Source organism: Nocardia sp. NPDC019395, assembly GCF_040632335.1.
Lineage (GTDB): Bacteria > Actinomycetota > Actinomycetes > Mycobacteriales > Mycobacteriaceae > Nocardia.
On the sequence record NZ_JBEYBT010000001.1, the window covers coordinates 1,254,321 to 1,278,170 of the forward strand.

At 67.8% G+C, this 23,850-nt stretch carries 23 protein-coding genes and 1 pseudogene; 12 read left to right on the plus strand and 12 right to left on the minus strand.

Going from position 1 to position 23,850, the window contains the following annotated elements:
• Positions 1-350: 350 nt before the first annotated feature.
• From ABZ827_RS05155 to ABZ827_RS05170, 4 genes are read left to right on the plus strand one after another with little or no spacing between them, the layout of a single operon-like run.
• Positions 351-2,123, plus strand: a complete 1,773-nt coding sequence (locus tag ABZ827_RS05155) for a hypothetical protein (RefSeq protein ID WP_357234501.1) — start codon at positions 351-353, stop codon at positions 2,121-2,123.
• Positions 2,120-2,314, plus strand: a complete 195-nt coding sequence (locus ABZ827_RS05160) for a hypothetical protein (protein WP_357232976.1) — start codon at positions 2,120-2,122, stop codon at positions 2,312-2,314. The genes ABZ827_RS05155 and ABZ827_RS05160 overlap by 4 nt, the downstream gene beginning before the upstream one ends.
• On the plus strand, positions 2,314-2,706 hold the full coding sequence (locus tag ABZ827_RS05165; protein ID WP_357232978.1) for a hypothetical protein: 393 nt from the start codon (positions 2,314-2,316) through the stop codon (positions 2,704-2,706). Before ABZ827_RS05160 ends, ABZ827_RS05165 begins: the two co-directional genes overlap by 1 nt.
• Entirely contained in the window at positions 2,703-4,031 is a 1,329-nt protein-coding gene (locus ABZ827_RS05170) for a hypothetical protein (protein WP_357232980.1), read from the plus strand. Before ABZ827_RS05165 ends, ABZ827_RS05170 begins: the two co-directional genes overlap by 4 nt.
• A gap of 40 nt (positions 4,032-4,071) precedes the next feature.
• Here ABZ827_RS05170 and ABZ827_RS05175 read toward each other — a convergent pair whose 3' ends face one another.
• The 3 genes from ABZ827_RS05175 to ABZ827_RS05185 form a co-directional block, all read right to left on the minus strand.
• Entirely contained in the window at positions 4,072-4,995 is a 924-nt protein-coding gene (locus ABZ827_RS05175) for a hypothetical protein (protein ID WP_357232982.1), read from the minus strand.
• Complete coding sequence (locus tag ABZ827_RS05180; protein WP_357232984.1) at positions 4,992-5,189, minus strand: hypothetical protein; 198 nt, start codon at positions 5,187-5,189, stop codon at positions 4,992-4,994. The genes ABZ827_RS05175 and ABZ827_RS05180 overlap by 4 nt, the downstream gene beginning before the upstream one ends.
• A gap of 192 nt (positions 5,190-5,381) precedes the next feature.
• Positions 5,382-5,981 (minus strand): hypothetical protein, encoded by a 600-nt coding sequence (locus ABZ827_RS05185; RefSeq protein ID WP_357232986.1) that lies wholly within the window; start codon positions 5,979-5,981, stop codon positions 5,382-5,384.
• Between the two features lie 305 nt (positions 5,982-6,286).
• Here ABZ827_RS05185 and ABZ827_RS05190 point away from each other — a divergent pair, with 305 nt between their 5' ends.
• The 3 genes from ABZ827_RS05190 to ABZ827_RS05200 all read left to right on the plus strand — a co-directional run bounded on the left by ABZ827_RS05190 (position 6,287) and on the right by ABZ827_RS05200 (position 9,483).
• Positions 6,287-7,504, plus strand: coding sequence for a low temperature requirement protein A (locus tag ABZ827_RS05190; RefSeq protein WP_357232988.1), 1,218 nt, complete (start codon positions 6,287-6,289; stop codon positions 7,502-7,504).
• 251 nt (positions 7,505-7,755) lie between these two features.
• Positions 7,756-8,412 (plus strand): nitroreductase family protein, encoded by a 657-nt coding sequence (locus ABZ827_RS05195; RefSeq protein ID WP_357232990.1) that lies wholly within the window; start codon positions 7,756-7,758, stop codon positions 8,410-8,412.
• A gap of 210 nt (positions 8,413-8,622) precedes the next feature.
• A complete protein-coding gene (locus ABZ827_RS05200; RefSeq protein WP_357232991.1) occupies positions 8,623-9,483 on the plus strand; it encodes an RNA polymerase sigma factor SigF in 861 nt (286 codons plus the stop codon).
• Between the two features lie 21 nt (positions 9,484-9,504).
• On the opposite strand, the gene ABZ827_RS05205 is transcribed toward ABZ827_RS05200, so the two are convergent.
• Entirely contained in the window at positions 9,505-11,043 is a 1,539-nt protein-coding gene (locus tag ABZ827_RS05205) for a HAMP domain-containing sensor histidine kinase (protein ID WP_357232993.1), read from the minus strand.
• Positions 11,036-11,713: a response regulator transcription factor gene (locus tag ABZ827_RS05210; RefSeq protein WP_357232995.1), complete on the minus strand. Its 678-nt coding sequence runs from the start codon at positions 11,711-11,713 to the stop codon at positions 11,036-11,038. The genes ABZ827_RS05205 and ABZ827_RS05210 overlap by 8 nt, the downstream gene beginning before the upstream one ends.
• A 119-nt stretch (positions 11,714-11,832) precedes the next feature.
• On the opposite strand from ABZ827_RS05210, the gene ABZ827_RS05215 reads away from it, so the two are divergent.
• On the plus strand, positions 11,833-12,213 hold the full coding sequence (locus tag ABZ827_RS05215; protein ID WP_357232997.1) for a PepSY domain-containing protein: 381 nt from the start codon (positions 11,833-11,835) through the stop codon (positions 12,211-12,213).
• 390 nt (positions 12,214-12,603) lie between these two features.
• On the opposite strand, the gene ABZ827_RS05220 is transcribed toward ABZ827_RS05215, so the two are convergent.
• Positions 12,604-13,320 (minus strand): dienelactone hydrolase family protein, encoded by a 717-nt coding sequence (locus tag ABZ827_RS05220; RefSeq protein ID WP_357232999.1) that lies wholly within the window; start codon positions 13,318-13,320, stop codon positions 12,604-12,606.
• 165 nt (positions 13,321-13,485) lie between these two features.
• On the opposite strand from ABZ827_RS05220, the gene ABZ827_RS05225 reads away from it, so the two are divergent.
• Positions 13,486-14,031 (plus strand): sugar O-acetyltransferase, encoded by a 546-nt coding sequence (locus tag ABZ827_RS05225; protein WP_357234504.1) that lies wholly within the window; start codon positions 13,486-13,488, stop codon positions 14,029-14,031.
• A 49-nt stretch (positions 14,032-14,080) separates the two neighbouring features.
• On the opposite strand, the gene ABZ827_RS05230 is transcribed toward ABZ827_RS05225, so the two are convergent.
• The 4 genes and pseudogenes from ABZ827_RS05230 to ABZ827_RS05245 all read right to left on the minus strand — a co-directional run bounded on the left by ABZ827_RS05230 (position 14,081) and on the right by ABZ827_RS05245 (position 18,045).
• On the minus strand, positions 14,081-14,902 hold the full coding sequence (locus ABZ827_RS05230; RefSeq protein WP_357233001.1) for a YceI family protein: 822 nt from the start codon (positions 14,900-14,902) through the stop codon (positions 14,081-14,083).
• A 64-nt stretch (positions 14,903-14,966) separates the two neighbouring features.
• Positions 14,967-15,992 (minus strand): carboxypeptidase-like regulatory domain-containing protein, encoded by a 1,026-nt coding sequence (locus ABZ827_RS05235; RefSeq protein ID WP_357234507.1) that lies wholly within the window; start codon positions 15,990-15,992, stop codon positions 14,967-14,969.
• A gap of 33 nt (positions 15,993-16,025) precedes the next feature.
• Positions 16,026-17,519 (minus strand): annotated as a pseudogene (locus tag ABZ827_RS05240) (MDR family MFS transporter); the annotation flags it as partial.
• A gap of 34 nt (positions 17,520-17,553) precedes the next feature.
• Positions 17,554-18,045 carry a MarR family transcriptional regulator gene (locus tag ABZ827_RS05245; protein WP_357233003.1) on the minus strand — a complete coding sequence of 164 codons (492 nt, stop codon included), beginning with the start codon at positions 18,043-18,045 and terminating at the stop codon, positions 17,554-17,556.
• Positions 18,046-18,500: 455 nt separating this feature from the next.
• Between ABZ827_RS05245 and ABZ827_RS05250 the strand changes: the two genes are divergently transcribed.
• The 3 genes from ABZ827_RS05250 to ABZ827_RS05260 all read left to right on the plus strand — a co-directional run bounded on the left by ABZ827_RS05250 (position 18,501) and on the right by ABZ827_RS05260 (position 21,386).
• A complete protein-coding gene (locus ABZ827_RS05250) occupies positions 18,501-19,643 on the plus strand; it encodes an NAD(P)-binding domain-containing protein (protein WP_357233005.1) in 1,143 nt (380 codons plus the stop codon).
• A 190-nt stretch (positions 19,644-19,833) separates the two neighbouring features.
• Positions 19,834-20,178, plus strand: a complete 345-nt coding sequence (locus ABZ827_RS05255) for a YciI family protein (RefSeq protein ID WP_357233007.1) — start codon at positions 19,834-19,836, stop codon at positions 20,176-20,178.
• Entirely contained in the window at positions 20,175-21,386 is a 1,212-nt protein-coding gene (locus ABZ827_RS05260) for a sigma-70 family RNA polymerase sigma factor (RefSeq protein WP_357233009.1), read from the plus strand. Before ABZ827_RS05255 ends, ABZ827_RS05260 begins: the two co-directional genes overlap by 4 nt.
• Before the next feature lie 133 nt (positions 21,387-21,519).
• Here ABZ827_RS05260 and ABZ827_RS05265 read toward each other — a convergent pair whose 3' ends face one another.
• Both ABZ827_RS05265 and ABZ827_RS05270 read right to left on the minus strand, forming a co-directional pair.
• The gene (locus ABZ827_RS05265; RefSeq protein WP_357233011.1) at positions 21,520-22,395 is read right to left on the minus strand and encodes a short-chain dehydrogenase/reductase; all 876 of its coding nucleotides are present in this window, start codon (positions 22,393-22,395) and stop codon (positions 21,520-21,522) included.
• Positions 22,392-23,846 (minus strand): NAD(P)/FAD-dependent oxidoreductase, encoded by a 1,455-nt coding sequence (locus tag ABZ827_RS05270; RefSeq protein WP_357233013.1) that lies wholly within the window; start codon positions 23,844-23,846, stop codon positions 22,392-22,394. The genes ABZ827_RS05265 and ABZ827_RS05270 overlap by 4 nt, the downstream gene beginning before the upstream one ends.
• Positions 23,847-23,850: the final 4 nt, after the last annotated feature.

Below are 23,850 nucleotides of genomic sequence, written 5' to 3' on the forward strand. Positions count from 1 at the left end.
GACCTCGGCGCCGGCGCGGTCCGGGCGCTGATCCGGCAGGTGCCCGGCGCCATGATCCGGATGGGTTCGACGGAAACCGGTGGGGCTGGTAGAGCTGTTCGCTGCCCGGCACTGTGGCGAACAGGTCATGCCCGCACCTGGCGGCCCACCGGGTCGAATGGCCTTGGGACAGGCTCGATTTGCCGCGGGGGCGGGAAGACGCGTATCCGAGTCGAATTCATGCTACTTTTCGTTACAGTTAGCCCCGCGGGTGTGGAGGTCCAGTGCCGTACGGTGCGTACGAATTGATCGAGTGGTCGGCCGCTCCGGGCAGCGAAGGTGGAGGCGCGGCCTTGGACCAGGTCGCGCTCATGACAGGGTCCGCCGGGGTTATCGCGCTGGTGCTCATGTGGGTGGGCTACCTCCACCGGACCCGCCGCATCACCTGGTTGCAGCGCCTGGCCGACCGGCTCGGCAGCGCGTTCGACCAGCCCGGCTGGGTGGCGCTGCCGCTGGCATTGTTCCTGGCCACCATCCTGACGGCGCTGCTCGGTTTCATCTGGGATGTGAGCCTGCATATCGGCAACGGCCGTGACGAGGGGCCGCTGGCCAACCCGGCGCACTACTTCATCCTCGCGGGCCTGTTCTTCCTGTTCACCGCCGGGATGGCGGCGATCGTGCTGCCGCTGGACGAGAAACCCGGCGTGGCCGCGGTGCGGATCACTCGCACCTGGTACGCGCCCGTCGGTGGAATCCTGCTGGCCGGCTCCGGACTGTATGCCCTGATCGGATTCCCGCTCGACGATATATGGCACCGGATATTCGGTCAGGACGTCACTCTGTGGGGGCCGACGCATCTCATGCTGATCGGCGGGGCCGGATTATCGCTGGTGGGTGTGCTGCTGCTCGAGTTCGAAGGGCGGCACAACCGGCCGCCCACGGACCGGCCGCGACCGTGGCGGATGTGGTTGATGCGTACCTTCGCGTTCGGCGGCCTGCTCATCGGACTCTCGGTGTTCCAGGTGGAATACGACTTCGGCGTGGAGCAGTTCCGGCTGGTATTGCAGCCCATGCTGATAGTCGCCGCGGCGACGGTCTCGCTGGTGGCCGCGCGCCTGACATCGGGCGCGGGCAGCACGCTGGTGGTGGTCGCGTTCGCGGCCGCGGTACGGGCCGTGGTGGCGGTGCTCGTCGGGGGTCCGATCATCGACGCGCCGCGGAATGTTTTCCCGCTCTATCTCGGTATCGCGGTCGTGGTGGAACTACTCGCCCTGCTGCCGCTCGCGCGCCGCCGGATCCTCTGGGGCGCGCTGGCCGGCCTGGCGGCCGCGACCATCGGGCTCTGGCTCGAATCGCTGTGGGTGGCGGCAATGTTCGTCGACCCGTGGCCCGCGGCGATGTGGCCGGAACTGCTGGCGACAGCGGTGCCCACCGGTATCGCGGGCGGTGTGGTCGGCGCGATGCTGGCGACCGTACTGCTGGGTGAACCCCTCCCGCGCCCGGCGGTGCGCCGGACGCTGATGGTGACCGCGGTGCTCGTGGTGGCCGCGACCACCACGAGTGGCCTGATGATCGAGGTTCCCCGGGACGCCCGGGCCGAAGTACACCTGAGCGACGCTCCCGCCGCCGGCGGCCGCATGGTGTACGCCGATATCCGGATCACGCCCGAAGATCTGGTCGGTACCGACCCGGAATGGGTGCAGATCTTGTCCTGGCAGGGCGGTGTCGGCAGCGACAGCCCGGGACGCGGCCTGGTGGTGGACCAACTGCGGCGGGTGGGACCCGGTCACTACGAATCGACGAAACCCGTTCCGGTGCACGGTACCTGGAAGACGGTGCTGCGTATCCAGGACGGGCGCACCTACACCGCGCTGCCGATCTTCATGGCCGCCGATCCCGGAATCGGTGCCGAGGAGGTCCCGGCGGCGGAAACCTTCACCCGCCCGTTCGTCGCCGAGATCTCGGTGTTGCAGCGCGAGCGGTCGTTCGATCATCCGGCCTGGCTATTCGGCGCGGCATCGCTGGTCGTCCTGGTCTGCAGTCTGGCCCTGATCACCGCGCTGTCCTGGGGTGCCGCCCGGATCAACGACCGCTATCCGCACAGTGAGCGGGCGGGGGAGCGGGCCCGGGCGACAGTGCCATGAGCGACCGGTACGACGGTGTGGTGGTGCTGGCCGACCATTCGATCCTGTTGGCGATCCCCGCCTTCCTGCCGGCCTTTCTCATCGCCGCCGTCGTGATCGGTATCGCCGTGCGTGATCGCCGCGGCGGTGACGACCCGGAGCCGCCGTCCCACGACCACGAACCCGGCTCCGATACCGACGAGGAGAGTTGATGCCCCTACCGCGCCGCTGTTTCCCCGCACTACTGGTCGCGGGCCTGCTCGCCGCCGGCTGCGCGGCCGCCGACCCGGAGCAGACGGATACGGGAGTGTCGGCCGGCGTGACCGATACGGCGCAGAGCGTCGCTCTGGCCGTGCGAATCGCCGGCGGGTCGGTGACGCCCGTGGACACCAGACTCGATGCGCGAGTGGGCCAGCCGATCGAGCTGACCGTCGACAGCGATACCGACGACGAACTGCACGTGCATTCGCACCCGGACCACATCTTCCCGGTGGTAGCGGGAGAGAGCCAGCGCTTCCAGTTCACTGTCGATATCCCGGGCCGGGTCGATATCGAACTGCACCACACCGGGATCACGGTGGCGACAGTCCTCGTCCGCGAGTGACGCCGCTCGCCCATGGGCTCGGCGGTGCCGCGGATCTGCCGATTCCCCTGACCTACGCGCTGATCGGCGCGGCCTGGGCGCTCACCTTCTCGTTCGCGGTCGTCGCCTTCGCCTGGCGGGAACCACGGTTGGATCCGGGGTCACGTGGTGTGCCGGTGCCGCCGGTGGTGCGGGCGATCGTGGATGCCGCGGTGGTCCGCGCCGGAGTGTCGGTGCTGACGGTCGCGGCCGTGGCCGTTGTGCTGGCGATCGGTGTGTTCGGTCCGTCCGACCCCGCGGCGAATCCGGTTCCCGGTGTCGTCTACGTGTTCGTATGGGTCGGGGTGATGGTGGCCTCGCTCGTCGCCGGTCCGGTGTGGAAGCTGCTGTCCCCGGTACGGGCGGTGCACCGCGCTGTCTGTCGCTTGCTCGGGCGTTCTCCGGCCACCGGACCTTTCCGGTATCCGGATTCGTGGGGGCGGTGGCCGGCGGCGCTCGGGTTGTTCAGCTTCGTCTGGCTGGAATTGGCCTCGCCCGATCCCGGCTCGGTCACCGCGGTAACCGTATGGCTGGCCGGATATCTGGTCCTCGGCCTGGGCGGTCTCCTGGTTTTCGGCTCCGATTGGGCCGAAAAGGCCGATCCACTCGAGGTCTTCAGCAGCCTGCTGGGCCGGTTGAGCCCGCTCGGGCGCGCTGCGGACGGTACGTTCGTCCTGCGCTCCCCGCTGTCGAATCTCGCCGGGACACCGGTGGGTCCGGGTTCGGTGGCCGTGGCGGCCACGCTGCTGGGATCCACCGCGTTCGACAGCTTCTCGCTCTTCCCGTGGTGGCGCGGTCTGTTGGCGGATGTGCACGGTACCGCCGCCCGAACAGCGGTCACCACCGCCGGCCTGCTCGTTTTCATCGTGATCGTCGGGGCGAGCTTCCGGTTCGCGGCCGCGGCGACAGGCGGTCTGCCGCGGGCCGAACGGCTCCGGTTGCCGACCCGGCTGTCCTACACATTGACTCCGATCATCGCCGGGTACGTGATCGCGCACTACCTGACATTCCTGGTCGAGAAGGGCCAGGCCACGGTGATCCTGTTCGCCGACCCGTTCGGCGCCGGCCGGAACCTGTTCGGCCTGGCCGGCCGTGATGTCGCCTACCTGCTGTCCACGCATCCGGCGCTGCTGGGCACCATCAAAGTCCTCGCCGTCGTCACCGGCCATATCCTCGCGGTCGCCGCGGCCCACGACCGCTGCCTGCGCCTGCTACCGCGCGCGCATCGTCTCACGGGCCAGCTCGCGCTCATGCTGCTCATGGTCGGCTATACGTTCACCGGGCTCTACTTGCTCTTCGACGCGTAGATCGGCTACGTCGCAGTGGGTTCGCGGCGCGGCGGTCGGCTCATCCGCTGAGGCGATCGCCGGCGACGAGACCGGTGATCGAGAGATCCCTGTGGGAGATCCCCGCGGCCCGCGTGCGTACCGGGCCGATCGCCTCCACGACATTGACGCACGTCAGGTGATCGGCCGGATGCAGGCCTTCGGTGCAGCGGAATCGGACGTTGGCCGTGCCCTTCGCGGAGTCCGTGGTGGTGGTGAGCCGGTAGCGCAACGGCGCCCGGTCCGTGGTGGCCGCCTTCCAGATGGACCGATAACTCAGCGACGGCCCGAGTTCGCGTTCGACGATCACCTTCTCGACCGTGCCGTCGTCGCCGGTGACCACGTCGACCGTCCGGCTCGGTACAGCCGCATCACCGGCTGTACCGGCGAACGCGACCTCGTCGAGAACCCGGAGACCGGCCGTGTAGTAGCCGTCCACTGCGCCCGCGCAGGCCGCCGCGGCCGCGGTATCGGCGGCTCCGATACCGGTTTCTCCTACCGCGCCCCAGGGATAGACGCCGGTACCCGTGAGGTCCAGTTCCTCCACGAGCTCCACGCGGCGGATACCGCGGGTGACCTCCGTCAATGACCGGATGAGGCGGGCCGGAATCGTGGCCTGGAACGCACCGGTCGCGTGGAAAGTGGAATCTCCGGCGGTACAGGCCTCGTGGAGTTCCGGGGCCGGGACGTCGCCGTCGAAGGGCGCTGTCGAGATCACGTCGTAGCCGGCCCGCAACAGCTGAGGGAGTACGGCTTCCGGTGCTCCGGCGGTGATCTCGGTGAACGACGGTACATAGACGACGCATGTGGTGCCCGCGGGCGGAGTCGGCGAATCCGGGATACGGGCAGCCAGTTCGAGGCCGGGCCGGGCGCCGATCCGGTCGGCGATCCGGTCACCGAGGAGGCCGGCTCCCAGCACCGCGACGGTGAGGGCGGGTGAACTCATTCGGACTCCAGGAGATAGTGCGGGGTCGGGTCCGGCATCAGGACACCGGGCGGTGCGGTGCACAACGGTGCCACTACGCCGAGCATCGCCGCGACCGATGTATCGGTTACAGCGGTCCGGTCCGCGCTGTAGGCCTCGTCGTTCATTTCGTCGCGCATCTCGATACCACCGGGGTCGACGTAGATGCTGATCACCTGACCACTCGCGAGGCTACTCGGGTGGTCCGGGCTCCGGTGGGCGTTTCCGTGACCCACAAGCCGTCCTCGTTCGTCGTGAACAGGCGGTCGGGCACACGCGTCCGGGCCGGCCGGTTCTTTTCCGCGAGAACATGTGTGGCCCCACGCTGTCGCGCGGGGCCACACATACTGTTCGGTGATCGGGTATCGCTAGACCTCGGCCACACAGGTGACGAGCTGACGTTCGTCGTAGGTGTAGTAGCTGGTCGTCTCGGTGGGACAACCGGCTTCATCGGTGGTGCCGGTGAGGATCTTCACCACCCGTACGAGGTCGGGTGTGCCCGGTGTGCACGGGCTGTGGGCGGGGCTGTCGCTGCCCGACGGCATCGTGATGCACTCGCCCTCGACCCAGTCGATATCGAGGCACAATGCGCCCTGCTCCACGCCGCCACGTGTCACGTAATAGGTCTGGTCGACATCGGATGCGCAGCCGTCCTGGGTGGGGGCCTTGGCAACCACTTTGTAATTGGACTCCGGGGACCCGCATGCCGCATGGTCGATTTCGGCGGCCGACATCGTCCCGGACAGGGTGACGCACTCACCGATCTCGGCGTCGAACGAGACGTCGCCGCCCTCGTCGGTACCGGCCTGTCCCGGAACGGTGGACACGGGTGCCGAGTCCGTATCCGTGTCCGTGGCCAGCGACGAGTCGATGGCGGAGCACCCCGAGAGTGCGAGTACGGCGCAACCCGCCACTACGACGCCCGTTATCAGGCCACGGAATCGGAACCCGGGCATACGTCTGGACATGACAAATCCTCCATGGAAAAGGTGATCGTTGCATTGATGGGTGGCGATGGTTCGCGAACAGTGCGATGCGGTGCGCGCGCATACGGCCGGAGACGGTTGCTCGATGCCCCCCGACGTCCGGACCGGCTCGCGTGCAGCAGCGAACTCGACGCCGGATCCGAGACCTCGGCCGCAGCTTCCCACGTCGGTTTCCACTCCTCATTGCCAATACCCGATCAAGATCATATCGGGGCCGGCGCGCGCCACGGCGCCGGGCGATCCCCGCCGGTGGCAATCGCCGTCCCCCGAGTGCGAGTATTGGCCATATGATCGGAACCAAGCGGGTGCGATTACGGCCGGTGGCTCAGGGCGCCGCGGTCACACAGCTCGAACTATTCTTCGATCTGGTGCTGGTGTTCGCGCTCACCAAGGTCACCGATCTGGCCGCCGACGACACCAGCGCCGTGAACATGTTGCGGGCACTACTGGTCCTCGCGGTGATGTGGTGGGTGTGGATCGCCTACAGCTGGCTCGGCAATGTGGTGCGTGCCGACGAAGGCCTGGCCCGGGTCGCGATGTTCGCGGCCATGGGTGCCGCGTTCATCGCCGCGCTGACCATCCCGGAGGCGTTCCAGGATCTGCCGGGCGGCTGGTCGGGGCCGTTGGTCTTCGCCATCGCATACCTGGTAGCCAGGCTCGTGCATCTGACGATGTTCTGGCTGGCCAGTGCGCAGGACCGGCAACTGCGTGCGCAGGTGATCCGCTGGGGACTCGGGTCGATCACCGTCGGCACCGCGCTGCTCGTGGTCGCGGCGACCACCTCGGGTGCCGCGCAGATCTGGCTGTGGATCGCCGCGATCGCGGGCGATATGGTGTGGACCCTGCTGTCGGGTGAGGGCTGGCGGGTGAACTCCGCGAAGCATTTCTCCGAACGCTACGGCCTGATCGTCATCGTGGCGCTCGGCGAATCCATCGTATCGATCGGGATCGGGGTGGCGGCCTTGCCCATCTCCTGGCCGATCGCGGTCGGCTCCCTTCTCGGGCTCGCGATATCGGGTCTGCTGTGGTGGGCGTATTTCGATGTCGCCGCGCTGTCGGTGGAGCACGCGCTGGCCGCGGCCACCGGCGATCGGCAGATCAAGATCGCGCGGAATTGCTATACATACTGGCATTTTCCGATGATCGCGGGCGTTATCGCGTTGTCGCTGGGGCTGAAGAAGGTGCTGTATTACGTCGGCGACAGTTCCCATCACACATTGAGCGACGCCCTGTACGGGATCCCGCTGTTCGCCCTGTACGGCGGGGTGGTTCTGTATCTGATCGGTCTGGTCGGTTTCAAGGCGTACGCGACGGGCGAGGTCACCGTATCGCGGGTGGTCGTGATAGTGCTGCTGGCCGCGTCGACCCCGCTGGCCGCGGCGTTGCCCGCATTGGCCTCCCTGGCCATTCTGTGCGGGGTGCTGGTGCTGCTGATCGTGTGGGAGACCATCCGGTTCGCTCAGCCCCGGGATCAGATCAGGCACGCCGAGAACCACCACTCGTAGGGTCGGCGCGCTCACTGCGACGCCGGGACACTCGGCGGTACCACCGGCGCCTCACCGGCCCGCCGGTGCCGAGCCTGCCCGGGCGGCAGCCGGCGCCCCATCGCGCAGGGAGGGAGCGGGCCTTGTGCGTGTCGCCGACGGCGGCGCGGACGAAGTGCGACCGGGAGTATCTTTCCCAGAGGGCTGCCGGCGCCCGCGACAGCCGCTCGCCGGTTCCCCGCCCGTGCCGCGAACGAGTGAAGGAGTCTGCTGTGCCGAGCGAATTGGACCTGTCCACGGACGAGCTGCTGTCCACGACCCGCGCTGTTCGCAAACGGCTCGATCTGGAGCGTGACGTACCGATCGAGATCATCCGTGAATGTATCGAGCTGGCGGTCCAGGCGCCGAGCGGGTCCAACAAACAGGGCTGGCACTGGGTCGTCGTCACCGATCCGGGGCAGCGCCGGTCGCTGGGTGAGCTCTATCGCAAAGCGTTCGAGGAGTATGCCGCGTCCGAGTACTTCCCCGGTAATCAGATGATCGGGGACGCCGAACAGGACGCGACCCGCCGGAGGGTCGCGGGGTCGGCGCAGTACCTGGCCGAGAAGATGGGCGAGGTACCGGTCCTGGTCCTGCCGTGCCTGGCCGGACGTGTCGACAATGCGCCCAGTGCGCAGAGCGCGTCCTACTGGGGGTCGCTGTTCCCCGCGGCATGGAGCTTCTGTCTGGCGGCGCGCTCCCGGGGGCTCGGAACATCGTGGACCACACTGCATTTGAAGTACGAGCGGGAGGCCGCCGATATTCTCGGCATACCGTACGAGAAGGTGTCCCAGGGTGCGCTGCTGCCTGTCGCGTATACGAAGGGGACCGATTTCAAACCCGCTGCCCGAGCCGATCTCGACCGGATCGTGCATATCGGCCGGTGGTAGCTCGTCCTGGCAACGGTATCCGTCGTGAGTCATTGCGGTATCGGTGAATGCACCTGGGTAAGAGTGTATTTCGGTGGCCTCCCGGGACGGTGACGGGTCACGGCGATCGGGGCGGCCGGGTGTAGGTCACGTTTCGATCACGCCGGATCGGGTACTTCTCCTGAGTCGAGCCGATCAGCGAGCCGATTGGGAACACCCGAGGAGCCCACGATGAACGAAACGACCGCAGCCGTTCCCGGCGAACGCGCCGCCGCAGGCCGCGCCCCCCGTCCCGGGCGTGGCAGCGACAGCTACGACAACCTCGAACCCCGGTTCGAGAAGCTCGCCGCACTGGCACCCGATGACCCGCGACGGCAGGAGATACGGGCGGAGATCGTACATCTGGGCCTGCCGCTGGCCGAGCACATCGCGCGCAGGTTCAACGGTCGCGGGGAGGCGTTCGACGATCTGCTCCAGATCGCCCGGGTGGGACTGGTACAGGCCGTGGATCGCTTCGATATGACGCGGGGCAGTTCGTTCCTGTCGTTCGCCGTCCCCACGATCATGGGTGAGGTGCGCCGCCACTTCCGGGATCACACCTGGGCCGTGCGAGTGCCGCGCGGCACCAAGGAACTTCATCTGCGTATCGGCCCCGCCTCCGAAGCGTTGTACCAGCGCCTCGGCAGGGTGCCGACCGCACGGGAGATCGCCGCGGAACTCGGGGCCGAACTGACCGAGGTCACCCAGGCACTGATCGCCGGTAACGGCCACACCGGCAATTCCCTCGATGCCGCGGTCCGTGAGCACGACGACGACACTCCGCCGCCCGCCGTGCTCACCCGGCTGGGCCGTGAAGAACCCTGCTATCAGTTGCTCGAGGACGCCATCACAGTCCGGCCGCTGATCGACCGGTTGCCGCGCCGGGAGCGTCAGATTCTCGTCTGGCGATTCTTCGGCGGCCTGACCCAGAACCAGATCGCCGCACGGCTCGGGATCTCCCAGATGCAGGTTTCCCGGATCCTGGCCCGCACGCTGAGTGCGCTGCGCGAGCAGGCACTCGGTGACACCGGGCAGCTGTTCGCCGCCGCCTGATACCGGCGCAGATACCCGCTGTCACCGGTGCAGCGGGATCTCGACGACGAACCGGGCGCCCCGGGGCCGCGCGCCCTCGACGCGGATCTCCCCGCCGTGGCGTGTGACGACATCGCGAACGATGGCGAGGCCCAGGCCCGCGCCGCCGTCGTCACGACTGCGGGCGTCGTCGAGGCGGACGAAACGCTGGAATATCCGGTCCCGATCGGCTTCCGGGACACCGCGCCCGTCATCGGTGACCAGCACGACGGCCCGGCCGACCACCCGGTCGAGGCTCACCCGGACCGCTGTGGCGGCGTGCCGCTGGGCGTTGTCGACGAGATTGCCCAATACCCGCGCGAGCTGCGTGGTGCTACCGGTGACCAGAACTTGCTCGCCGGGCAGAACGGATTCGACCGGAATTCGGTCGCCCACGCGCCGGCCGAGTTCTTCGTCGATCAGCGACGTCAGGTCCACGGTATCGGCCCGGGGTTGCTCGCCGGCGTCGAGCCGGGCCAACAGCAGCAGATCGGCCGCGAGATGTTCCAGTCGCACGGTATCGCCCAGTAGGCCGTCCAGCTCGAGCAGGCCGGGATGTGCCTGGGTGACTTCGAGCTGGGTCCGCAAGCTGGCGATGGGACTGCGTAGTTCGTGTGCGGCGTCGGCGATGAACCGGCGCTGTCGTTGCGATGTCTGTTCCAATGCCGCCAGCGTGTCGTTGGTGGTCGCGGCGAGTCTGGCGATCTCGTCGCGGGTGGCCGGTTCGGGTACCCGGCGGGACAGATCACCGTGCATGATCTCGGCGAGTTCGCTGCGAATGGCCTCGACCGGACGCAGTGCGCGCCGGGTGACCAGCCAGGTCACGGCTGCTACCACCGCGAGAAGTGGCAGCAATCCGAGCAACATGGCCTCGCGCGCCTCGGCGACGGCACTGTCGGCCGTTTCGAGCGAAGCGCCCGCATAGACCGTGACCGGACGCCCGTCGGGGGCGGAGCCGGCGAGTGCCGCAACCCGGAAGTTCTCCGGGGCGGACGAATCGTCCACTGCCAGCTGCACATTCCCGAGGATCGGGTCGGCACTCGACGATGTGGCGGTGTTGCCGCCTACTGTGCCGGCCGCGGTATTCGCTGCGCTGCCGGTGGATTCGCCTGTATCGTGCGCCCCGCTCGCCGCGTTGTCGGAGTCGTCCTCGTTCTCGTCGTCGTCATCCTCGTCGTCGTCGGCACCGCTATCCGTTGTCGCCGAATACTGACCGAAGTTCGCCATCGGCTCCCGGCCGAGCAGATCGCCCTCGGCGGCGAGTACCCGGCCGTCGGCCGACACGATCTGTACCGGTTCATCGTCGGAATCGGGGAACCGGAGCGCGGTGAGTTCGGTTCCCTGTTCCAGCTGTCCGGCGATCTGGCGTGCCGTGTGCTCGGCCTGGACACTGGCACTGTCGACCAGGCTGTGACGTAACGAGGTGAGTACCATCAGCCCGGCCGCCGTCAGCGCCACCGCGACGACCGCGGTGGCCACCGTAGTGGTGCGGGCCCGGACCGAACGCCACCACGATCGTCCGCGGCGTTCGCGCTCAGCCACAGTCACTAGCCAGCCGATAACCGGCGCCGCGAACGGTCAGGATGCTGCGGCGGCCGAAAGGCGCGTCGATTTTGCGGCGCAGCGTACTGATGTACACCTCGACGATATTCGGGTCGCCGTCGTAGGCGAAATCCCAGACGTGGCTCAGGATATCGGCTTTGGACACCACTTCACCCGCCCGCACCGCCAGCTGTTCCAGGACCGCGAATTCCTTGGCGGTGAGGGTGACCGCGTGCTCGCCGCGGCGGCAGGTGTGGGTGGCCGGGTCCACGACGAGATCGCCGGCGCGCAGAATCCGGGCGCCGCCGCGGGTGCGCCGGCGCAGGAGCGCGTTGATCCGGGCGACCAGCACCACATATGAGAACGGTTTGCGGAGATAGTCGTCCGCACCGGTGTCCAGGCCCTCGGCTTCGTCGTACTCGCCGTCCTTGGCGGTCAGCATCAGTACCGGGGTTTCGTGGCCCGCGGCGCGCAGTGTGGAGCACACCCGGTAGCCGTTCATTCCGGGCAGCATGATGTCGAGGACGATCAGGTCGTAGTCGGTGCTGGTGGCGTGATGGAGTCCGGTGACGCCGTCGTGTACGACATCCACGGCGAAACCCTCCGCGGACAAGCCCTTCGACAAGGTATGAGCGAGGCGTTTCTCGTCCTCCACGATCAGCAGGCGCATCCACCCAGAGTGTCAGAAGAATGCTGAAACGATCTTCAGGTGGCTTCAGGTCGTCTTCAGCGTCGCCTTGCCACAGTGGTGACACATCCCGAACATCCACGTACACAGGAGGTCTCACCATGGGAACAATTCTTCGTAACGCCGTCGCGGGTTTGCGCTGGCTTCTCGTCGGCGCCGCGGTCGCCGCGGTTGTCGCCGGTGCCTGTCTCGCCGTCGCCGCGGTTTCGGTCGGTCCGGATGCCGTCGAGAGAAGTGTCGCCGGGGGCAGTTCGGCGGGGGAGTGGATGCTCGTCTCGGCTCCCGGAATCGACCGGCAGCGGGCCATGGATACCGCGACGGCCGCGGTTCCCGGCGGCGGCCGCGCGATATCGGCGGAACTCGATACCGAGCATCGGACGACCGTCTGGGAGGTGGAGGTCGTCACGCCCGCCGGCGCGGAGTACGAGGTGTCGGTGGACGCGAATACCGGGGATGTCCTCGGTACGGCCGAACACGACTGATCGAGTGGAACGGTGCGTACCCCGGTGCGGGCAGGCGGGCGGAGCGATTCGATTTACCGTCGCGGGGAATGCTCGCGCGCGTCATATGAGTCGCCATCCGGCGTACCGTTCAATGGCGGCATGGTTGTACTTCCGGGTCGAATGCCCGGAGGCGCGGCCGCGAAGGAGCGGAGAGGACCGAAATGTACAGCAAGCTCATGGGATTCATGTTCTTGATGTTCGGCGCGATGATGTTGATGTAGCCGGGTGCCACGGTCGGTCGATATCGATGATGGTTTATGTCTCATCGATCTCGGTATCCGGCTCGGGGCAGGCGGCGGCCGGTCGGCGCAACCCGACCGGCCGCGGCGTATCCGCCGTACCCACTCCTGATCGAGCGGGGGTTGCGATTCACGACCTACTGGGCTCCCTCAGGTGTTCATCGAAGAACGCGGTGATCCGCCGCCAGGCATCCTCCGCCTCCGGTTCCGAATAGGCCAGTCCGGCCGTGCGCTCCACGACACGCAGCGGCGCCGGCGTCGGCCAGTTGTTCATGAACGAGTGCCCCACCTCCGGATACTCGCGCACATCGTGCGGCACATCGCCCGCGGTGAGTACCTGCTCGAGCTGCTCGGCAGCTCCGGGGAGCATCCGGTCGCGAGCCCCGTAGCTGGCCACGGTCGGGCACGCGTTCCGCAATTCATCGATCCCGCGTGGTGAGACACCGTAATTGGGAGCGGTGGCGTCGAATACTCCGCGCGGAGCCAGCAACAAGCAGAATCCGCCACCCATACAGAACCCGGCCGAAGCCACCCGGCCGGTGCACCGCCGGTCGGCGGCGAGGTGGTCGCGGGCGGCGACGAGATCGTCGATCGCATCGCCGCGCCCTTCGGCGAGGGAGCGGAACGTGCGCACAACGCACCCGATCCGCAGGCCGCGCCGGAAGAGCGCGGGAGCGAGGGCCAGATAGCCGTTCGCCGCGAATCGGTCGGTGATGCGGCGGATATCGTCGCTCAGTCCGAACGCATCGTGTACGACCACGACGGCCGGCCAGGGCCCATCGGAGTCGGGTACCGCGAGGTAGCCGGGCAGCGGGCCGCGCGGCGCGGGGAATTCGATCATCGGCACGGGGCGCTCCTCGAGGGGCAGGGTCGTCGGTACCCGATGGTTGCATACATCCGCGCGGGATCGCCCGGTCGGCCTTCCGGGGAATCGTCGAGGGCGGATCCCGTGATCGATCCCCCTGGCGGTTACGCTCCACGGGTGGCTGACGAGCGGTCGATGCGGGAGCGGATGCTGGCCGGGGATCTGTACCTGGCCGACGATCCGGAGCTCCGCGAACTGAGCCTGCGGGCGATGGAACTGATGGAGGCGTACAACCGGACCTCTGCCCGGACGCCGGAGAGGCGGCGGGAAATCCTGACCGAGCTGCTCGGTTCGGTGGGGGAGGACATCGACATCCGTCCCCCGTTACGCGTGGACTACGGTAACCGGATCAGTATCGGGTCGGGCAGTTTCGCCAACTTCGGGCTCGTGGCCCTGGATGTGGCGGAGATCGTTATCGGCGAAGATGTCCAGATCGGCCCCAACGTCCAACTGCTGACACCCACCCATCCGCTGGACCCGGGGCCGCGACGCGCGAAATGGGAAGCCGCCGAGCCCATCACGATCGGTGACAATGTGTGGCTCGGCGGCGGAGTGATCGTGCTCGGCGGGGTCTCGATCGGAGAGAACACGGTGGTGGGGGCCGGGGCCGTGGTCACTCGTGATCTGCCCCCGAATGTTGTCGCGGTGGGTAATCCCGCCCGCGTCGTCCGCGAACTGGATCCGGGCGCCTGACGCGCCTACCTGCGCGGAACAGGAGGTACGCGTCAGGCGCCGGACGTTCCTACATCTGCGGAAGTTGCTCGCCCTGGACCACTTGAATATCGAGGTCGAGCTTCACCGTGGTACCGACGGCGGCCACACCGGCACGCACCATCGCGTTGTAGTCGATCGCGAAATCATCGCGGCGCAGCACCGTCTCGGCGTGGAAGGCCGCGCGCACCCCGCCCCACGGGTCCGGCCCGAAGCCGCCGTAGGTCACATCGAGATCGACCGGGCGACGCTGTCCGTGCAGGTTCAGCTCACCGGCCATCACCCACGTATCGCTACCCGTGCGGCGTAGCCCGTTGCCGGTGAAGGAGATCAGCGGATAACGCTCGGCATCGAGGAAATCGGCGGAACGCAGGTGGTCGTCCCGCATTCCGATACCGGTATCGATACTCGACGCCTTGATCTCGGCGTACCCGCGGGAACGCTCGAACGATTCGGCGATATCGATCCGGCCGCCCACTTCGGCGAACCGGGCTTTGATACTCGATATGCCGAGGTGGCGGGCGGTGGCGATCACCGTCGAGTGCACGGGGTCGATCGTCCACGGCCCCGGGGGCGGCACCGCGACCGCCTCGGCCACCGCGACCAGCGTGATATCGCCGAGCGAACCCGTACCCGTGGAAGAGATCTGGGCGGTCCGCGCCAGCGGCTGGAATCCCGGTGCGGTGAGTACCGCGGTGTGCAGACCCGGTGGCAGTGACCCGGTGGCCACCGTCCCGGTCCCGTCAGCGACCGCGCGTCCGATCTGGCGGCCGGTGCTGTCGGTGACGGTCAGTACCGCCTCCGGTACCGGCCAGTTGTCGGCGTTGCGGATACGAGCGGTCAGCCCGGTCATGAGTACTCCTTCCCAAGCGTTGCATCCGGTCGGCGGAGCCCGGAGCGCAGGCGTAGGGACCGCATCATGAATTTTCCTCGGTTTCGTAGCCGAGCCGCACGTCGAAGTCCGCTTCCGCCCCGTTCACCGAGACCTGCCCGGTGACCGGAGGATAGCCGCGGGCAACGACCGTGTACTGCCCCTCGGGCAGATCGGTCACGACGTAGCGGCCGTTTTCATCCGTTCGCACCGTGGCGTTCACCTCACCGGCGGCGTCGAGCACGGTGATCTGGACATCTTCCAGCAGTCGTCCGCTCTCGGCCCGTGCCGACCCGGTGAGCACCGCCATCGGCGCCAGTTCTATATCGTGGCGCAGCAGGCCGCTGTCCGGGACTGTCAGGGCGGTTGCGCTGGGTCGCATATGGTCGGCGACCGCGACCAGCGTGTAGCTGCCCGGAACCACGCCGTGGCAGAGGTAGGCGCCTTTGACGTCGGAGGCGGCCGATGCCACGACCTCCCCGCGCTGATCGGTCACGGTGACGGTCGCGCCGGCCAGGGGCTCCCCGGTCGGGGCGCAGCGGACGATACCCGACAGTTCGCCGAGACCGTTGAGGACGAGATCCGCGCGGATGGGATGGTCGGTGACGGTCACATTGACCGCGGTCGGCCCATGCCCTGCCGCCGAGGCGATCAGCACATAGTTCCCGGACCCGGGCGCGGTGATCGAATAGCCGCCGTCGGAGGTCCCGATCGCCCGGGCGACCTGCTGTCCACGCGCATCGATCAGGGTGAGTGCGGCGCCGGGGACGGGCCGGCCGTCGTCCCGGGTGATGCGGCCGTCGACCGAGGCCCGCACGGGTTCGCCCGCGGCGAATCCGGCAGCCGACAGGTTCTTGGCCGTGGGCGCGGCGGCCGCGTACACGCCGTGTCCGTTCTGCGCGACCGGGACCGGCCCGGCCGCCGCACCGACAGCCACCGGCGTCCGGTCGGGTCGCGGTGCCACATCCGGATCCGCTGCGTCCGCGCCGGCGCGGGCGGCGGGTTCGGCGACGGCATAGGCCGCGGTGTCGAGTTCGGCGAGATCGTCCGGGATTTCGGTTTTCGGCTCCATATCGGTGGCCGTGGCGGGATCGACAGGCTGCTCGATATCGATCGTCCGCCGCAGCGGCCGATTCGGCAGCAGAACCGCGGCGATGAACGCCACCACTGTTGCCCCCGCCGCGATCAGGAAGATCCGACCGGTGGCGTCGCCGTAGGCGAAGCGCACGATCTCGGCGATCGGAGCGGGCAGGGCCTTGATATCGAGGTTGCCGCTACCGGACGAGGTGGTGTTGATCCCCATCTCGGCGAAGCGAGCGGTGGACAGATCGCTGACGCGGGTGGCCAGTACCGAACCGAGTACCGAGACTCCGATGGCACCGCCGAAGGTGCGGAAGAACGCGACGCTGCTGGAGGCGGCGCCGATATTGTGCACGCTGACGGTGTTCTGCACGGCCAGCACGAGATTCTGCATCATCATGCCGACACCGGCGCCGGTGATGGTGATGAAACCACCGATGAGCCACATATTGGTGGCGTGGTCGACGGTCGACAGCAGCGAGAAGCCGATGACCAGCAGTGCGGCGCCGGAGACCACGAACGGCTTCCATTTGCCGAACCGGGTGATCAGCGCGCCGGAGGAGACCGAGGCGACCAGCATTCCGGCGACCATCGGCGAGGACAGCAAGCCGGCGGCCGTGGGGGAGTACCCGCGTGCAGTCTGCAGGTACTGGCCGAGGAAGGTGGTGGCGCCGAACATGCCCACACCGACGGCGATCGAGGCGATGATGGCCAATGCGGTAGTGCGCTCGGTGACGATCTTCAGCGGGATGACCGGATTCTTCACCTTGGCTTCGACCAGCACGGTAGCGAGCAGCAACAGCACGCCGCCGCCCACGTAGAGCGCGGACTCGGTGGACCACCAGTCGTAGTAGCCGGCTTTACCGGCGAACGAGACCCAGATCAGCAGTACGGACACCCCGGCGGTCAGCAGGGTGGCGCCGAGCCAGTCGATGGAGACGTTGTCCTTGCGAACGGTGGGCAGTTTCAGCGTGTGCTGCAGAAGGAACAGGGCGATCACCGCGAGCGGGATGCAGATGTAGAAGCACCAGCGCCAGCCCAGCGCGCTGTCGACGATAACGCCGCCGAGGATCGGCCCACCGGTCATGGAGACCGCCATCACCGCACCCATATAGCCGGAGTAGCGACCGCGTTCGCGGGGCGGAACGATACTGCCGATGATCGCGACCACCAGCGCGGTCAGGCCACCCATCCCGACGCCCTGCAGTGCGCGGGCGGCGAGCAGCAGGCCGACGTTGTGTGCGAGGCCGGCGATCACCGATCCGACGACGAAGATGACGATGGCCGATTGGACCAGGGTCTTCTTGTTGAACAGATCGGCGAGTTTGCCCCAGATCGGCGTCGACGCTGCGTTGGTGAGCAGGGCCGTCGTGATCACCCAGGCATACGCCGTCTGTGAAGCTTCCAGGTCGGCGATGATGGTGGGTAGGGCGTTGGCGACGATGGTGGTGCTGAGCAGCGCGGTGAACAGCGCGGCCAGCAGACCGGTCATCGCTTCCAGGATCTGGCGATGGCTCATGGCGAGCGGATCGCGGGAGGCTGGCGCCTCGGTGTCAGACATCGGTTCTCTCTTTCGAAACCTGCGGGTTCTCGTCCGCTGGGGCACAGCGAGCGCGAGAGTTGAGGGAATTACGGAGCCGGCGTACGGCCAGGAACGCCTGTTCGGCGTCGTCTTCGGACCAGTCGTTCAGGGTTTCCTGCAAGTGCCGGGTGTGGATCTCCCGTGCTCGGTACAGGAGGTCCCGGCCCTCGCCGGTGAGCTGAACGAGGGCCGCGCGACCGTCGCTGGGGTCGGCCTGCCGGCTGATATATCCGGCGCCGACCAATTCTGTTATGTGCCGGCTCATCGCCGACTGGGTGATGCGGAGGTCGGCCGCGAGGTCGACCTGCCGGCAGGGACCGGCCACATCGAGGGTGGTGAGTACGCCGAGCCCGCCGGGTGGGAGCTGACCTGCGTCGGAGAAGGCCAGGGCGATCCGGAGAGCGCGACCGATATGGAACATCTCACCGAGGAGGTTCTGCGCTGTATCCGATGAGATGGGCACGGGGACTCCAAGAGGTGGATAGTTTCTTTCGCTAATCAACTTTAGAGCAGTTGCTTTCGCTAATCAAATAAATGGGGGCCTGCCGGGCAGAGCGGTAGTGTGGCGTTTTGCACATCGAGGAGGTGGCGGCAGGCCGCCGGACAGCCGCCCGCGATCAGCTCGCAGGCCTTCCGGAGAAGGAAGAATAGTACGTCGCCCGAGCGGGGTGATCGCCGGGGCGGCGCAAGAGTGCCGCCGGACACCTCGGATCCCGGCCGGCTCTTCGCCGAACGTGTGCGTCAGATGAGAGCTCTTCTCTCCGAAGCGGTTCGGGCCGGTGTGATCGGTATCGACAGCCCATCGGACGGGGTGCTCGCCGCTGCGTGATCTGCCTGGGCCGGTTTCCGGAGAATATCGTCCGCGATCAACCGGACGGCCCGTTCGCCGGGCGGCCGGTCGAGCTAGCATCGTCGATCATGGTGCCCGAATCGGCGGATCCGGTACGGCCGGATTTCGAGATCCTGGTGATCGGTGCCGGGCAGTCGGGGCTGTCGGCCGGGTATCACCTGCGGCGGCGCGGGCTGGTTCCCGGGCGCGATTTTCTCATCGTCGATCACGCTCCCGGGCCCGGTGGCGCATGGCAGTTCCGCTGGCCGTCGCTGACCCTGAGCACCGTCAACCGGGTGCACGATCTGCCGGGGATGTCGTTCACCGAGAATCTGCCGCCCGCGACCGCCGGGACCGGCGGCGCCGAAGTTCCCGCCGCGACAGCGGTGCCGTACTACTACGGGCGATACGAGGAGCAGTTCGAGCTGCGTGTGCGCAGGCCCGTAACAGTGCGCGTGGTCTGCGATCGCAGCGAACGCGACGGGCTGCTGCACGCCGAAACCGATACCGCCGGCACCCTCCGCGTCCGCGGACTGATCAACGGCACCGGGACCTGGGAACACCCCTTCGTACCGCACTATCGCGGAGCCGAAGTCTTCACCGGCCGCCAGCTGCACACCCGTGACTACCGGGAACCGGAAGAGTTCGCCGGACAGCACGTCGTGGTGGTCGGCGGCGGTATCTCCGCCGTGCAGTTGCTCGACGAGATCTCCCGGGTGACGACCACCACCTGGGTGACCCGGTCCGAACCCGAGTTCCGGGAGGTGCCGTTCGACGAAGGCGCGGGCCGGCGTGCGGTGGCGATCGTCGAGGACCGGGTGCGGCACGGGTTGCCGCCGGGGTCGGTGGTGTCGGTGACCGGCTTGCCGCTGACCGATGGTCTCCGCGCGGCCCGCGATCGGGGCGTACTGCGCCGGCGCCCGATGTTCGACCATATCGAGCCCGGCGGAGTGCGCTGGGCCGACGGTGATTTCCAGCCGGCGCAGGTGATCCTGTGGGCCACGGGGTTTCGCAGCGCCCTGGACCATCTGGCACCGCTGCGGTTACGGGGCCCGGGTGGTGGTATCACCATGACCGGCCGATCCGCGACACAGGTCGCGGTCGATCCGCGGATACACCTGATCGGGTACGGACCCTCGGCCAGCACCATCGGTGCGAACCGGGCGGGCCGCACGGCCGCGGCCGAACTCACCTCCCACCTGGGACTCGAGCCGGACGCCCACCCGGATTAGGCCGCGCGGATACCGTCCGGCGGCGCCCGGCCACCGGCCGGCACCGCAAGGGCAGGCCGTTCTCGATTACCGGCCGCCCGATGTGATCGGCCGGCGGGCCGGCACGGGATGGCCGGGTGTTCTCTTTTCGGCCGCGGTGTCGGATTTGCGGGTGCGCCGATCGTCTAATGGGTGAAGGAGGTGTTCGAGCATGAAATACGTGCTGATGTTCTGCGAGACCGAGCAGTGGGAAAAGGCGTGGGAGGCCATGGACGCGTCCGCCCGCGAACAGGGGATCGGCCAGGTCCAGGCCTGGTTGGCCGGGCACAGCGACAAGATCCTGCACAACCGCAAACTCACCGGGGGCGATACCGCGACCACGGTCCGGCTCGAGGGTGACAGCGGGCCCATCATCACCGACGGGCCGTTCGTCGAGGGCAAGGAGATAGTCAGCGGCTATGTCGAGGTGGAGGTCGCCGATCTCGACGAGGCGATCGCCATGGCCCGGACCTGGCCCGGGTGCCCGCTGGTGGAGATCCGCCCGGTCCTGATGTGACCGGCGCCGACCCCGGCCGGGTCCTGGCCGGAGTACTCCGGGAGCACGGCAGCCGGCTGGCGTCGGCGCTCATGGCACTGCTCGGGGATTTCGCCGCCGCGGAGGATCTGGTATCCGACGCGGTGGAGAAGGCGTTGCGCACCTGGCCGCGGGACGGTATTCCGGACGACCCGCAGGCGTGGCTGTTCACCGTGGCACGCCGCCGCGGCCTGGACCTGCTGCGCCGGGAAACCAACTATCGCGACAAGCTCCGGGAGTTGCGCCGGCCGGGCCGGGCGGAAGCCGATGACCGGCTGCGGCTGATGTTCATCTGCTGCCACCCCGCGCTCTCCCGCGAGGCACAGGTGGCCTTGACCCTGCGCATGGTGTGCGGACTGGACACCGGGCAGCTGGCCAAGGCGTTCCTGGTATCCGAAAGTGCTGTCGCACAACGGATAACCCGTGCCAAGCGGAAGATATCGCAGGCCGGTATCCCGTACCGGACCCCGTCGGACAGCGAGCTCGCCGAACGTCTCCATGAGGTACTCGCCGTCATCTACCTGCTGTTCAACGAGGGGTATCTGGCGACCGGGGTCCCCGGTGATCTCGATCTCGCCGCCGATGCCGAATGGCTGGCGGGTCTGCTCGACAGGCTGCTGCCGGGCGAACCGGAGGTGATGGGCCTGCTGGCACTGATCCGGCTGCATCGCGCGCGTGCGGCGGCGCGCTTCGACGGTGCCGGTCGTATCGTGCTGCTGCGCGATCAGGACCGTTCACGCTGGGATCATGCCCTGATCGGACGTGCGATCGAGTTGCTGGTCGCGGCCGCGCGGATCCGGCAGCCCGGCCCGTACCAGGTGCAGGCGGCGATCGTCGCCTGCCATGCCGAGGCGGCGGACTGGGCGACGACCGACTGGCCGCAGATCGTCGTCCTCTACGAGCTGCTGTCGGCGATGGCTCCCTCCCCGGTGATCCGGCTGCACCAGGCTATAGCCCGAGCGCAGGTGGAAGGCCCGGAATCGGCGCTGACCACCGTGGACGAACTCACCGGACAGCTCGCCGGTTATCACCTGCTGCACGCGACCCGGGCAGAACTGCTCCGGCAGCTCGGCCGCAGCGAGGAGGCGGCCGGCGCGGACCGCCGGGCACTGGCGCTGACCCGTAACCCGGCCGAACAAGCACTGCTGGAACAACGCCTGCGCGGCAATCCCGCGTCACACCGACGATGACCGGCGGTACTATCGGCTCGCCGCCTATCGCCGGCATGGATCAGTGCCGGTGGCACGGGCTTGCCACGGACGGGCGGCAATTCGAAGGGGGCCGGGGTGCGCGACTACTGCCACGAGCCGCGCACCGGCGACGTCATCGGCGTCTCTCGATCGCGCGGACGATATCGTGCACCGACGAATCCGCGGCGAGGCGACTGTCGAGAACGGTATTGATCACACCGCGGAGCAGCGCGTAGGGCTGCCAGCCGCTCGGCGCGATGGTGCGCGGTGCGCGCCGGGCGATCCCGTCGGCGATGGTCCGCGCGGCCTGCGCGGCAGTGATCCGCACGCTCAACGGCCAGGGCAGCAGTTCGTTGATCCGACGGCCGAGATCGTCGGCATCGAGCATGGCATGGGTCATCGGGGTTTCGACGAGACCGAAATAGGCGATTCCGGCAGTGGCGCCGGAAGCGGCCAGTTCCACCCGCAGTGCCCGGCCCAGCTGTTCGACGGCGGCCTTGCTGATCATGTACGGGGAACCGCCCATACCCGGGGCGAACGCGGCACAGGAGGACACCACGACCACATGACCGCCGGTGCGCACGATGTGGTCGAGCGCCGGATGCACGGTATTGAACACACCGGTGAGGTTGATATCCAGCACCCGATCGAAATCGCCCGGTTCCATGGTGCGCAGCGTCGCCGGTACCGGTGTCACCCCGGCATTGGCCACCACGATATCCAGCCGGCCGAACCGCTCGGTGATCTCGGCGATCGCCTTCTCCATCCGGCCCCGGTCGGTGACATCGGCGCCGATCCCGTGCGCCCGGGACCCCAGCTCGGCCGCGGCCCGCTGTGCGGCGGCCTCGTCGATATCGACCGCCACGATCGTGGCGCCGCGCCGGTACAGGATCGAGACGAGTTCGCGGCCGATGCCCTGGCCCGCCCCGGTGACGAGCACCACCTTGCCCCGCACGTTGTACACCGGTGCGGTCAGGCGGTCCAGTGGACCGGGTAGCGGTGCTCTCATCGGGTCACCTCATAGGACTCGGCATCGAACTGCCTGGTACGGCGGCGATATTCGAAACTCCAGCTCGGATAGAGCCCGGCGTTCTGCCCGTCGGGGGTGGTGTAGTAACTCTGGCAGCCACCCGTCAACCACACCGTATCGGCGCTGCGCCGGGCCATCTCCTCGACGAAGGCATCCTGCGTTTCCCGGCGGACCTCGACGCGGCGGGCGCCACGGTCGCGCAGGGTGGTCAGGGCATCGACGATATACGCGATCTGCGATTCGAGCATGAATATCGCGGACTGGTTACCGGCCGCGCCGAACGGGCCGAGGGTGCAGAAGAAGTTCGGGAACCCCGCCATCGCGGTGCCCAGGTAGGTCTGCGGTTCCTTGTGGTAATGGTCGGCGATCGAGAGATCGTCACGGCCGACGATCCGCTCGAAGGCCGTCGGGATGGGGGTGAACCCGGTGCCGTAGATGATGGTGTCCACCGGGATCTCCACACCCTCCCGAGTGACGACGGACCGGGGCCGGACCTCGGCGATTCCATCGGTGACAACCTCGACGTTGTCCTGATCCAACGCCGGCAGATACGCGTCGGAGAAGATGGCGCGCTTACAGCCGATGACGTAGTCGGGGGTGGCTTTCTTGCGCAGCTGCGGATCGCGGATCTGGCGGCGCAACTGGAGGCGGCCGAGCATCTCGTAGGGGTGCCGGAAACGATTGTCGACGAAGCCGACCAGCCCGAACCCTTCGATCAGGGTGTACCAGGTGCCGCGGATCGCCTTCTGCGCCAGCGGGAGACGGCGCAGCAGACTGCGCTCGAGACCGAGCGTCGGCCGGTCCATCCGCGGCACGATCCACGGCGCCGACCGCTGGAACACCGTGAGCGCGGCCACCTTCGGCTGGATCTCGGGTACGAACTGCACCGCGGATGCTCCGGTGCCGATCACCGCGACGCGTTCACCGGTCAGATCGTGGTCGTGGTCCCAGTGCAGCGAATGGAAGGACTTGCCCTCGAAGGTCTCGATACCGGGCAGGGCGGGGTACTTGGCCTCGGCGAAAACCCCGGCCGCGGAGACGAAGAAATCTGCGGTAAGAGAGCCGCGGGAGGTCTCGATCCGCCACAGCGCGTTCTGCTCGTCCCACCGCGCGCCGGTGAGTTCGGTGTTCAACCGGATATGGCGCACCACATCGTGTTCGGTGGCGACGGTGCGGATGTACTCGAGGATCTCGCGCTGCCGCCCGTACATCCGGGACCAGTCCGGATTCGGTGCGAAGGAGTAGCTGTACAGCTGGGACGGCACATCGCAGGCGCAACCCGGGTAGGTGTTGGCCTGCCAGGTACCGCCGAGATCAGCGGCGCGTTCGAGCAGGACGATATCGTCGAAACCGGCCTGTCGCAGGGCGATCGCCAGCCCGATACCGCCGAACCCGGCACCCATGACAACGACGTTGTGGTGCTCGATCATCGAG